General features: G+C 36.7%; 11 protein-coding genes and 1 tRNA gene. 5 read left to right on the top strand and 7 right to left on the bottom strand.

What is annotated here, in order from left to right:
• Positions 1-131: 131 nt before the first annotated feature.
• Together BM361_RS12655 and aroC are read right to left on the bottom strand one after the other, a co-directional pair.
• Entirely contained in the window at positions 132-1,448 is a 1,317-nt protein-coding gene (locus BM361_RS12655) for a dicarboxylate/amino acid:cation symporter (protein WP_038263658.1), read from the bottom strand.
• A 25-nt stretch (positions 1,449-1,473) separates the two neighbouring features.
• Positions 1,474-2,538, bottom strand: a complete 1,065-nt coding sequence (gene aroC / locus BM361_RS12650; RefSeq protein ID WP_074979253.1) for a chorismate synthase — start codon at positions 2,536-2,538, stop codon at positions 1,474-1,476.
• Between the two features lie 185 nt (positions 2,539-2,723).
• Here aroC and BM361_RS12645 point away from each other — a divergent pair, with 185 nt between their 5' ends.
• Positions 2,724-3,554: a UDP-2,3-diacylglucosamine diphosphatase gene (locus BM361_RS12645; protein ID WP_038265294.1), complete on the top strand. Its 831-nt coding sequence runs from the start codon at positions 2,724-2,726 to the stop codon at positions 3,552-3,554.
• Between the two features lie 7 nt (positions 3,555-3,561).
• Here BM361_RS12645 and BM361_RS12640 read toward each other — a convergent pair whose 3' ends face one another.
• Both BM361_RS12640 and BM361_RS12635 read right to left on the bottom strand, forming a co-directional pair.
• Complete coding sequence (locus BM361_RS12640; protein ID WP_074979251.1) at positions 3,562-4,350, bottom strand: glycoside hydrolase family 16 protein; 789 nt, start codon at positions 4,348-4,350, stop codon at positions 3,562-3,564.
• Positions 4,351-4,360: 10 nt separating this feature from the next.
• Positions 4,361-7,258 (bottom strand): FAD-binding and (Fe-S)-binding domain-containing protein, encoded by a 2,898-nt coding sequence (locus BM361_RS12635; protein ID WP_074979249.1) that lies wholly within the window; start codon positions 7,256-7,258, stop codon positions 4,361-4,363.
• Positions 7,259-7,324: 66 nt separating this feature from the next.
• Here BM361_RS12635 and BM361_RS12630 point away from each other — a divergent pair, with 66 nt between their 5' ends.
• From BM361_RS12630 to BM361_RS12620, 3 genes are all read left to right on the top strand, one after another.
• Positions 7,325-7,822, top strand: a complete 498-nt coding sequence (locus BM361_RS12630; RefSeq protein ID WP_074979248.1) for a hypothetical protein — start codon at positions 7,325-7,327, stop codon at positions 7,820-7,822.
• Positions 7,823-7,948: 126 nt separating this feature from the next.
• Complete coding sequence (locus tag BM361_RS12625; RefSeq protein WP_038263642.1) at positions 7,949-9,058, top strand: TlpA disulfide reductase family protein; 1,110 nt, start codon at positions 7,949-7,951, stop codon at positions 9,056-9,058.
• Positions 9,059-9,238: 180 nt separating this feature from the next.
• Positions 9,239-9,321, top strand: a tRNA-Tyr gene (locus BM361_RS12620).
• A gap of 292 nt (positions 9,322-9,613) precedes the next feature.
• Here BM361_RS12620 and BM361_RS12615 read toward each other — a convergent pair.
• Complete coding sequence (locus BM361_RS12615; protein WP_074979441.1) at positions 9,614-10,303, bottom strand: SIMPL domain-containing protein; 690 nt, start codon at positions 10,301-10,303, stop codon at positions 9,614-9,616.
• Between the two features lie 43 nt (positions 10,304-10,346).
• The gene (locus tag BM361_RS12610) at positions 10,347-10,994 is read right to left on the bottom strand and encodes a rhomboid family intramembrane serine protease (RefSeq protein ID WP_038263639.1); all 648 of its coding nucleotides are present in this window, start codon (positions 10,992-10,994) and stop codon (positions 10,347-10,349) included.
• 60 nt (positions 10,995-11,054) lie between these two features.
• Here BM361_RS12610 and BM361_RS12605 point away from each other — a divergent pair, with 60 nt between their 5' ends.
• Positions 11,055-11,942 carry a lysophospholipid acyltransferase family protein gene (locus BM361_RS12605; RefSeq protein WP_074979246.1) on the top strand — a complete coding sequence of 296 codons (888 nt, stop codon included), beginning with the start codon at positions 11,055-11,057 and terminating at the stop codon, positions 11,940-11,942.
• Here the strand turns inward: BM361_RS12605 and BM361_RS12600 are convergent.
• Positions 11,939-12,718, bottom strand: a complete 780-nt coding sequence (locus BM361_RS12600) for an endonuclease/exonuclease/phosphatase family protein (protein ID WP_074979244.1) — start codon at positions 12,716-12,718, stop codon at positions 11,939-11,941. The two genes, BM361_RS12605 and BM361_RS12600, sit on opposite strands and share 4 nt — an antisense overlap.
• Positions 12,719-12,724: the final 6 nt, after the last annotated feature.

The raw sequence follows: 12,724 nt of genomic DNA, 5'->3' as shown, positions 1-12,724 counted from the left end.
ATTCGGTTAGCAAGACCTTTGTCTAAAACATATTAATTAAGTTAAACAGAATCTTTATTTAAACCTAATTTTACATATGAAAAAAGCCTGTGAATGTATATTCACAGGCTTAACAATCAATTATTTAAAGTCTATTGTTCCTTAGGCTTATTCTTATAAATATCATCCCAATCTCTTACGTGGGGTTCTCCCAGTTTATCTACCGACTTGGCAACCAGCATCGATACTGCTGCATCTCCAGTAACATTAACAGTTGTTCTACACATATCAAGGGGTCTGTCTACAGCAAAGATGAGAGCTAAACCGGCCTCCGGTATTCCAGCCTGGGCTAAAACAATCACCAGCATTACCATTCCTGCTCCGGGTACTGCTGCACTTCCTATTGATGCTAAAGTGGCGGTCGCTATAATTCCTAATTGCGTGGCAATATCAAGGTTCATACCGAACGCCTGAGCTATAAAGACAGCTGCAACAGCCTGATATAAACTGGTTCCATCCATATTTATCGTAGCCCCTATAGGCAACACAAAACTGGTTACCTCTTCTTCTACTCCAAGATGTTCTTCAACTCTTTCCATGGTGACAGGTAAAGTTGCTGCACTTGAGCTTGTTGAGAATGCCAGTAATTGAGCCGGAGAAATACCATTCAGGAAGAATTTTGGCGTTTTTTTGGTAAATACCCAGACAATTAAGATATAAACTCCAATCATTAGACCTAAGCCCAATAATACCGTTATCCCGTACATACCAAGGGCTTTAAATAAATCTGCACTTGGAGCTTCAACCACTAATGCGGCTAGCAAGGCAAAAACACCATATGGCGCTGCCAGCATAATCAGATCTATGAGTTTTAAGATCACTTCATTAAAGCCGTCAAAAAAGGCTTTAACAGGTTTTGCTGTTTCTTCAGGAATAAGAATGAGGCCTATTCCAAAGAAGATGGCAAAGAAAATAACCTGTAACATATTACCATTATCGCTGGCTGCATTAAAAATATTACTTGGAACTAAATCTTCCAGGGCCTGTAATGGTCCTGCTTCTTTTTGCTTTTCGGCATCGGCAATTTTACTGCTTGCATCACCACTATAACTGTCCATTAACTCATTACGCGTTTCTTCTTTTATAGTCTTCCCAGGTTTAATGACATTAACGACTGTTAAACCAATAGAAACAGCTATTACAGTAGTAATAATATAGGTTCCGATGGTCCTTCCTCCCATTTTAGAGAGTTTAGAGATATCTTTAAGATCAGAGACCCCTTTTATAAGGGATGCAAGAATTAAAGGAACAGCAATTAGTTTTAAGGCATTTATAAAAATATTTCCAAATGGTTTAATCCAATCAGTTACAAATTTTGGTCCCCAATCAAACTGAATCATTAGCAGGGCAAAAAGCACCCCAACTAACATTCCCAAAAGTATTTGCCAATGTAAAGCTAGTTTCTTCATAAAGATTATTTTAGGTTTTTGAGCTTTATATTTTAGAAGCTCTATTTAAAAGGTAGTAGTCCGCAAGTACCAATGCTGCCATAGCCTCAACGATAGGCACAGCTCTAGGCACTACACAAGGGTCGTGTCGACCTTTTCCTTGCATCTTGACTATATTACCTTCTTTATCTATTGTTTCATAAGATTGAATAAGCGTAGCTACCGGTTTGAATGCCACATTAAAATAGATGTCCATTCCATTACTAATTCCTCCTTGTATCCCACCACTAAAATTAGTTTTGGTAGTACCGTCGGTATTAAACTTATCATTGTGGTCACTACCCTTCATTCTGGAACCTTCAAAACCACTTCCATACTCAAAACCTTTAACCGCATTAATAGAAAGCATAGCCTTTCCGAGTTCAGCATGCAGTTTGTCAAAAACCGGTTCACCCAATCCAATAGGTGTATTTTTAATAACGCAAGTGACAACACCACCTACGGTATCTCCTTGTTTACGAATTTCTTTTATATAGGATTCCATTTCTGAAGCCTTTTCAGCATCAGGACATCTGACTATGTTGGATTCAGCTACATTGAGATCTAATTCTTCATAAGGTTTATCCAAAGACATTTCTCCGACTGCGGAAACAAATGCCTGAAAGTTTACATCTCGCAGTACTTGCTTGGCGATAGCTCCAGCTACAACCCTGCAGGCTGTTTCACGGGCAGAACTTCTTCCTCCGCCTCTGTAATCCCTGAAACCATACTTTTGATCGTATACATAATCAGCATGACTCGGACGATAACTGTCCTTTATATGCGAATAGTCGTGAGATTTTTGATTGGTGTTCTCGATGATAAACCCGATAGAAGTCCCTGTTGTTTTTCCTTCGAATATCCCCGACAGGAAACGTACTTCATCAGGTTCTTTTCGTTGTGTTACAATAGCCGACTGGCCTGGTTTTCTTCTATCTAAATCTTTTTGAATAGCTTCGAAGTCTATTTCGACACCGGCTGGACATCCATCTATAATACCGCCCAGCGCTTCTCCATGTGATTCTCCGAATGTGGTTACCTTAAACAGGTTCCCGAAGGAATTTCCCGCCATATAGTTTTGGTTTTTGTTCAAAAATAAAGCTAAATACAAATAAACAAAAATTAAATACCAGTAAACCTAAATTAATATTCACATTTAATTAGTGATGTTATATTAACAATCTTCTCATATAGAATTAATTACATTTTAATATTTGAGTAAAACGAAGCATGTTTTTTTGTATAAACATTATTGCATTGAGAAAACGTAAAGTTAAAACAGTAGTTATATCGGATGTACATCTCGGAACCTATGGATGCCACGCTGGAGAATTATTATCTTATTTAAACAGTGTTAATCCGGAAAAGTTAATCCTTAACGGAGATATTATTGATATCTGGCAATTTAGAAAAAGATTTTTCCCAAAAGCTCATTTACAGGTCATAAAAAAGATAATTGATTTATCTACCAAGGGGACCGAGGTCTACTACATTACGGGTAATCACGATGAAATGCTTCGTAAATTCAGTGATGTGTCTATGGGCAATATTCATATTCTGGATAAACTTATTTTGAACCTGGACGGAAAGAAGGCCTGGATATTTCATGGTGATGTTTTTGACGCCTCCATTCAACATACCAAATGGATTGCCAAACTTGGTGGTTGGGGGTATGATTTTCTAATTCTGTTAAACAGGTTTATAAATTGGGTATTGGTTGGATTAGGAAGGGAAAAGTACTCACTATCTAAAAAAATAAAAAACAGTGTCAAAAAGGCCATAAAGTATATTGGGGATTTCGAAAAAGCTGCTGCAGATCTTGCCATTGAAAACGGTTATAAATATGTGATATGCGGACATATTCATCAACCACAAATGGTTCGTAAAACGAATAAACACGGTACCTGCTTGTATTTAAACTCCGGAGATTGGGTTGAAAATTTAACTGCATTAGAGTATCACGACAAGCGATGGGAACTCTATCATTTCAGTAACGACAAATTGAGTCCGTTTTACTCTGACGAAGACTTGAAATCATTAAATTATAAAGAGTTACTCGCAGCCATTACGATCACCGGTAAAAAATAGGTTACTTTTATTGATAAACCTTAACCCAGTCAATGATCATCTCTACCGGCAGGTCTTTAGGATCCGCCTCTCCTACCCAACTTCCTTCTATTTGCATGTCTATCATTAAATAGAATGGCTGGTCGAAAGGCCATTGGGTCTCATCTACATTATCTAATCGCGGATATTCAAAGGTTTTTTTACCGTTTAAGGTGAAAACCAATTTATCGGGATACCACTCTAATCCATACACGTTAAAGTTTTCAGTATTGACTTCTGTTGTACTATAATAGGGAGGATTTTCTTTCTCTTTTAAGACTAAGGTGTAATACGAGTGCACTGTTTGATAGATCTTGTTTTCATAGTTCAGGTGTTCCATAATATCAATTTCTCCATTTCTTGGATACTTTCCATATTTAGGCTGATCTGCCAACATCCAAATCGCAGGCCATACTCCTTTTCCGCTATCGAGTTTAGCTTTAATTTCTATTTTACCGTACTGAAAGGAAAACTTCCCTTTGGTTTCTACTCCTCCTGTTAAATAAGGAACCGTGTCATTGATATGGTCCGGTTTCTGAATACCTTTTAGGTGTAAGTTTCCATTTTTAATTTCAAAGCAGCCTTCATAGTCAGTCATATAATTTCCCCAATCTGCCTTGTTTCTTTTTATTTTGGTCCATTTACTGTGGTCAAGAGCCTTGTCTTTGTCAAAATTATCTTCCCAGATAATATTCCATTCCTTTTTACTGAGGGTTTCCATTTTAGACGATTTGCAACCAACTAACAATAGAATTAAAACAGAGATATACTTAAACATAATTCAGGTATTATATTAATGCTTCTTTTAATATGGTTACCGGGTGTTTCGCTGTGCGTTTGGTTCCGTCATAAATTTGATGTCTACAACTAGTGCCATTTGCTGCTATAATAGTTTCAGGGGCGGTCTTTTCTATGGCGGGAAATAATCTTTGCGAGCCTACCTTCATACTTACCTCATAGTGCTCTTTCTCATATCCAAAAGATCCTGCCATTCCACAACATCCGGAATTTATAATGCTTACCTTAAAGTTATCCGGCAAGTTAAGTATGTCAAACGTAACCTTTTGATTCGATAATGCTTTCTGATGACAATGACCATGAATCTTTATTTCTTTATTTTCTTTGGTAAACATAGAGCTGTTTATCTTACCATCCTTTATTTCACCGGCAAGAAATTCTTCTATTAAATATGCGTTTTCAGCCACTCTTTTTACATTCGCATCATTTGGTAATAATCTGTGATATTCGTCTCTGAACGATAATATAGCTGAAGGTTCTAAACCGATTAACGGACAACCATCGTCTACTAATTTATTTAGTCTGGTAAGGTTCGTTTTGGCAATTTTTTTGGCTTGAGCTAAAAAGCCTTTTGAAATAAACGTCCTTCCGCTTTCACCGTAATAAAGTTCAACTTCGTAACCTAAAGCTTGTAATAAATCTATGGCATCTTTACCCAGTTCTATATCTAAAAACTCTGTAAATTCATCAATATATAACAGCACCTTTCTATTTGTAATATTTTTGTTTTTAGCACTTTGAAGGTGTCTGTCGAAATTATAGCTTGAAATTTCAGGAAGCGAACGTTCCGGAGCAACCCCCAATATACTTTTAACAATTTTTCTCGAGATTGGATTGTTTATTAGAAATGGTAATCTACTTCCCAACTTGTTTAGTTTCGTATTATAGGCAAAAGCCTTATCTCTCAGCGTAGTGCCGTTTTCCGATTGGTATTGATATAGAAATTCCGCTTTTAATGATGCAATATCAACATTACTTGGACATTCACTTCCACACGCCTTACAACTAAGGCATAAATCAAAAACCTCTTTAAGCTCTTTATGACTAAAACGATTCTTATTATCACTATTGGTTAAGAATTCACGCAGGGCATTCGCTCTGGCTCTCGTGGTATCCTTTTCATTTTTGGTAGCATGATAACTAGGACACATGGCACCATTTGCATGATGTGTTTTACGGCAATCTCCACTACCATTACACTTTTCTGCAGCTCTTAAGATTCCTTCTGAATCCGAAAAATCCATTAAGGTTTCTATGTGTGGCTCTTGACGATCTTTTTCATATCGCAGTGACTCATCCATGGCTACATAGTTCACTATTTTACCAGGATTAAAGATATTCTCCGGGTCAAATGCCGTTTTAACTTGCTCAAGCAAATTATAATTAGCTTCGCCAATCATTAGTTTTATAAACTCCGATCGCACCCTTCCGTCACCATGTTCTCCACTCATGGATCCCTTATATTTCTTAACCAGCACGGCCACATCGGTAGTAATAGCCCGGAATAAATGAACCCCTTCTGATGTTTTTAAATCGAGGATTGGTCTTAAATGCAGTTCTCCTGCCCCTGCATGTGCATAATAGACTGCCTTTTGATTATATTTCTGCATGATTTGTGCAAACTCATCAATATAATCTGATAAATCTTCAATTGCTACCGCAGTATCTTCTATACAGGCTACTGCTTTATGATCCCCAACGATATTACCCAAAAGTCCAAGTCCTGCTTTTCTGAGCTCCAAAGCCTTATCTATATCCTCTTTATAAAGCGAAGGATGTGCGTAAGACGAAGTTGTCTTTTCTAGTGTCTCGATGAGTTTTCGACGCTGTACTTCAAGCTTTTCAAGGTCATTATCGGCCAGTTCCAACATTAAAATGGCCTCCGGATCTCCTTCTATAAAAAACCGGTTCGCCACTTGACTTTTATTATTTTTTGTGCAATCGAGGATTACCTTATCCATCATTTCGCAGGTGTATAAGCCATGGTTCATAACAGGAACTACGGCTTTACAGGCTTCACTAACACTTTTAAAATGTGCTGCGACCATTACATTATGTTGAGGAGGTAATGGATCTAGTTTGAGTTTTATTTTGGTAGTAAAAGCAAGGGTTCCTTCACTTCCTACCAGCAAAGAACACATATTAAACTTACCGCCATTTTTATTAAAGGGTAGTAATCTTAGTAATTCATCAACGGCATACCCTGTATTTCTTCTATGAATTTCAGGTTTTGGGAACTCACTTTTTATGGTCTGTTGATTCTTCTGGTCATTCAATAAATCAAAAACCGTTCTGTACACTTCTCCTTCCAAAGAATGTAATTCCAGTTTTTCTTTAAACTCTTCAGGAAGTAATGGTTTAAAGACAACCTCAGAACCATCAGATAGAAGTACTTCAAGTTCCAGAACCTTGTCTCGTGTTACTCCATATTTAATGGAGGTTGTACCACTGGAATTGTTGCCAACCATACCCCCTATCATACACCTGTTAGCCGTTGAAGTATTCGGACCAAAAAATAAACCATAGGTCTTCAGGTACTGATTCAATTCATCTCTGATTACTCCAGGTTGAACGGTAACGGTTTTATTTTGTTCGTCTAATTCCAGTATGTTTGTAAAATATTTCGACACATCAACGACAATACCCTCTCCCACACATTGTCCGGCTAAAGACGTACCTGCCGTGCGAGGTATTAATGAAGTGTTTTCTTTCCTCGCGAAATCTATCAACAGTTTTAGATCGTATATATCTTTAGGAAATGAAACAGCGGTTGGTAACTCTCGGTATACCGAAGCATCGGTGGCATAAATAGCTTTATGAAGCGCATCATGGTGTAATTCTCCATGAAGCTGTTTAACCAGATTATTCAACTTATTTTTAGGATTCATTTTATAAATAAATAAAAATGTTGAACTAAATTAGCGCTGTAAACGTTATTAACAAAAACAATACGTATGAAAAAATTATTTTTTTTAGGTTTACTATCAATTGGATTTGCATTAAACTCTAATGCTCAGGAAGTTTCGGAAAATGCTTTAGGACTTCGCTTAGGAGACAGTGATGGATTTGGTGCGGAGATTTCGTATCAAAGAGCATTGGGAAGAAATATGAATCGATTGGAGTTTGATCTTGGCTGGAGAGATAACAATAATTTTGACGCCTTTAAACTAACTGGATTATATCAATGGGTAATGCCTATTGAGGGAAGATTCAATTGGTATGTTGGTGCCGGTGGTGGTATCGGAAGTGTTGATTTCAACGATGATCGATTTGATGATGACAATGATGGGGCTTTTATTTTCGCTGCTGGTGATATCGGTATTGAATATAATTTTGACATTCCGCTTTTATTGTCATTGGATTTTAGACCTGAATTAGGATTAGTTGGATATGACGGATTTGATGATGATTTTGATTTTGATATCGCTCTAGGTATCAGGTATCAATTCTAAACATATTTTTAACATATTAAAAGCCTTCTGTTTATAAAGAAGGCTTTTTTTGTTAATGGTTTTTAAATAAACTTTTATAATATACTTTAAAGTTTAACTTTGCACAAAGCGAAAAAATAAGATTTAATGAAAAAATTGGGATTATTAATACTTGCTGTTGCTATAACAGCATGTAGTAACGGAGTAGAAAAAAACACTTTTAAGGTTATAGTAGATGCAGGAAGCGTGGAAGATGGTACTAATGTTTATCTACAAAAGCCATCGGGAAACACCCCACCTCAGGTGATTGACACTGTACAAGTTACCGAAGGAGAAATAAAGTTCTCTGGTAAAGCAGAAGATCCTACGATGCACTTGATAAGAATAGAAGGTGTACAAGGAGTTGTTCCTTTTGTAGCTGAAGAAGGTGTTATCAATATTACTGCCTACAAAGATAGCTTAAATGCATCTGTTATATCGGGAACTCCATCTAATGAAGATTTCTATAAATACTTGCAAGGCACTAAGCAAATGGGTAAAAAAATTAGTGCTTTAAGAGAAGAATTCAACACTGCGAGGCAAGAAAACGACACAACTTCAATGAAAGCCATTCAAGAAGCTTATATGGAGATTCAAGAAGAGAATAAGGACTATGAATTAAACTTCTTAAAAGAAAATCCGAACTCGTTTATTTCTTTACTGATCATGGAGAGAGTTCTTAACTCTGGTGCTCAGGGACCTGATGTTTTAGCTCCTATTTTTGAAGCCTTTGCTGATAATTTAAAGCAAATGGAACAAGGACAGAACATTAAAGAGAAGTTAACTGAACTTAACAAGTTAAGTGTTGGTGCTGTAGCTCCGGATTTTACTGCTCCTACTGTAGAGGGAGACTCTTTAACTCTTAGTCAAGCAAAAGGGAAAGTTACCTTAATAGATTTCTGGGCTGCATGGTGTAAGCCTTGTAGAGCAGAAAATCCAAATGTTGTAGCCCTATATAATGACTATCACGATAAAGGCCTTAACATTGTTGGTGTTTCTCTAGACAGAAAAGAAGAAGATTGGAAAAAGGCTATTGAAGACGACGGTCTTACCTGGAACCATGTTTCTCACTTAAAATTCTGGCAAGATCCAGTAGCTCAATTATACAATATCAGAGCTATCCCGGCTACGTATCTTATTGATGCGGATGGTAAAATTATTGCCAAAAACCTAAGAGGTGAAGAATTGAGAGCTAAAGTTGCTGAGATTTTAGACTAAGCTCAATTAATATTTAAGATATTTACTAAAGCCGCTCAAATGAGTGGCTTTTTTATTTTTCACTATTTCAACGGCTTATGAAAAACATTTAAAATTATATTATTTTTTACTTGCACAGACTAAAAACTGTAGTATATTTGCAACCGCTTAACCACCGATACGGTAGTGACAGCAAAGGCTGGGGAGATACTCAAGCGGCCAACGAGGACAGACTGTAAATCTGTTGGTTTTTACCTTCGCAGGTTCGAATCCTGCTCTCCCCACAACCATAAGAAAAGAAAGCGACTAGATTTATTTAGTCGCTTTTTATATTTCTAACCTTATTGTATCCATACTTTATATATACCTTATCTATGCCTTATCTATGCCTTTGCACCGGGCCTAGAGCCTTTTTGAGTAGTCTTTAATTATCCCTTAGGCACCTTTGGACAAGCGTAAAAATAAATTGTTTACACGCCGCGAAACTTAAATAGTTCAATCCTTACCACACCGAATCATTTAAACAAAAAAAAGCCCAACCAACTGGCTGAGCTTTTAATTCATATAAAAGTTTATTTAGTTCAATTCAAAAGCGACATTCACTGTTACCTTAATTTCTAATTCTCCAGTAGCAATAGTTTGCTCTGCACCACCTGATTCAATAGTATCTGCTGCCATCATTTTGAACATCGGTCTCGGAGGAACCGAAGCTGTTGTTTCGCTTATATGTATTGCTTTACCTATTTCCTGGTCAATTGCTCCAGCATACTCCCCGGCTTTTTGTTTGGCATTTAAAATTGCTTTAATCCTGGCTTCAGACATGTATTCCTCCATTTTTGAAGATTTAAACTGAACGCCATCGATTCTATTGATACCCGAACTTACCAATCCCTGAGACAATTCCTCATACTTATTAAGGTCTCTCAAAAGGATCGACACTGACTGGTTCGCTACATATCTGTACTCCTTAGTTTGATAGTTATAGTTCTTTCTAAGGTTCAGGTATTCTGTTCTGACATCTTTTTTGTCAATTTTCATCTTTTTCAGAAAAGAGAACACCTGACTAATAGACTCATCGTTTTTCTGTTTTACTTCAGAAGCTGAATTCCCTTCATGTTCAACCCTTACATTTATGAGCACCTGATCTGGCACCACTTTCACCAGACCTTCACCGGTTACTGAAACTGATGGATTTATCTGTTTGTTGTTTTGGGCCTGTAAACCTACTGTAGTCATTGCTACTAAAATTAATATTGCTTTTTTCATAGTTTGATAATTTATCAATACCTTAAACAACACTCGTGCCAAACTAATTCTTTTTCGCTTTTTCAAGTATAAAAAGTACTACAATTGGCGCAGCTAATAACGCAACCATCAAGGTATCAGTTTCTAATAATCGAGGGCTGAAAATTAAGGTAGCGGCATAGCCACCGACAGCACCACCAAAATGGGCAGTATGGCCAATATTCCCTACCCTATTACGCATTCCATATATCGAATAAAGAAGATATAAGATTCCAAAAATATAGGCAGGAATAGGTATAGGGATAAACATTAGTGCTAATCTCATATCCGGTTGTAGCAATATTGCTGCGTACAAAACACCTGTAACAGCACCACTTGCACCTACTGCGCTATAATGGTACTCATCCTTATGAAAAAACAGGGCAAGTAAATTACCAGCGAATAAACTAATAAGATATATCAATAAAAATTTTACCGTTCCAAAATACATGATAACCACCGGCGCAAAAAAGTATAGGGTAAACATGTTGAAAAACAAGTGAGACCAATCTACATGTAAAAAACCCGAAGTAAGCATTCGAATTTGCTCTCCTCGTCGAATACTCCCAACGTGAAATTTGTACCGTTCAAAAAAAGAAAAATCATTAAATCCTTTCATAGAAATAATGACATTGGCGGCTATAATTGCAATAGTAACTAGTTGTAAATTCATATTAAATATAAATGTTTAGAGTCAAATATAGTTATATTTGCCGAAGCAAAGAATCTATTCATGCAGTTACTTGTATACCTTCTTATATATCCGATGCTTTGGTTTACCTCCAAGCTTCCATTCCCCATTTTTTATAAAGTTTCTGACTTTGTTTACTTTATTGTTTACCGACTTATTGGTTACCGTAAAAAAGTAGTTCGAGGGAATCTGAAGCTGGCCTTTCCTGATAAGAATGAAACTGAGATACGAATCATTGAAAAAAAGTTTTACCATCATTTATGTGATTTATTTCTGGAGATGATTAAATCTCTGAGCATTTCAAAGGAGGAAATGCAAAAAAGGTTTAAGTTTAAGAATATCGAAGTCCTTAAAGCCTATGAAAATCAAAATAAAAGTGTTGTTTTGTTATGTGGACATTATGCCAGCTATGAATGGTTAATGTCTTTAGGTTACCAGATTAGGCACAATGGTTATGCTGTTTATCAACCTATTAATAATAAGTATTTCGATCGCCTGGTAAAAAAAATAAGAACGCGTCATGGGGCTTTTTTAATATCCAGGTACGATACCACCAAGACGATTTTACAAAAGTACAGAGAAGGTGAGCTTGCGCTTTATGGTTTAGCTATTGACCAATCTCCTATGCCAAGCAGAGCCAAATATTGGCGTGAGTTTTTCGGGATTGAGGTGCCTGTATTTGTAGGCGCTGAAAAAATTGCCAAAGGTCTTAATTGCCCGGTATTATTCTTAGACATCCAAAAAATAAAACGCGGGTATTACGAAACTTCGTTCAGTGTAATTTCAGAAGAACCCAAAGACCTTCCTGATTATGAAATCACAGATCGTTTTACTGAGTTATTGGAGGCCCAAATAAAGAAAAAGCCTGAATACTATTTGTGGACTCACAAAAGATTCAAGCATAAAGACAAAGGTCCTAAAATTAATTAGGGTTTATATATCAAGGTCGCCACCACAATACAGTGATCCGTTACATAATCATCACAAATAATCTCATAGTTTAAAACAGACCACTTTTCAGGTTGATTAAACATGATATGGTCTATGCATATCTTAGGTCCTGTTGATGGATAAGTTGGTTTATATGCCTCTTCCATATCCGGTTTATGAAACACCTGATATAGCTTTTTCATTGTTTCACTATCGGGCTGCGCATTCAGATCTCCTATTAAAATCGTAGGATATGTTTCGTTTTTAAACTCTTTTACTAATGCATCAGCCTGCATTAAACGATCCGTCTCATTCCTCAAATGATCCAGGTGTGTAGCTACAAACTGAATGGTATTTCCTTGCCTGGTTTCAAATCTGGCTACCTGGGCTGCTCGAGGTTCTGATGTTTTTTGATGTGGTAATGCAATATTCTCCGTGTATGTCAGACTGTATTTTGATAATACAGCTTCACCATATTCTCCTCCATCATAATACATCGCTCTTGCATAAAGGGGCATCATCTGAGTCCTATATCCTAATTCTAGTGGTAAGTTGTATTTTTTTGCTCTTTTGGTTTTGAAATCGACTTCCTGCATGGCAACCAGATCAGGATTGTATTTGTTAATAACCCCCGCAATTGCCTCCAGATTGAAATCACCTTTGGTGGTAGCTCCGTGCAAAATATTAAACGTCATCACTTTTAAAGTATCAGGTTTATTTTGCGCAGGAACTGCTAATACCGATAAGAACAAAATAATACAAAATATGTTTTTCATTTTCTC

The organism is Zhouia amylolytica (assembly GCF_900116365.1).
Taxonomy (GTDB): Bacteria; Bacteroidota; Bacteroidia; order Flavobacteriales; family Flavobacteriaceae; genus Zhouia; species Zhouia amylolytica.
The sequence above is the reverse complement of the archived record's forward strand: the minus strand, read 5'-3'. Positions and strand labels throughout refer to the sequence as shown.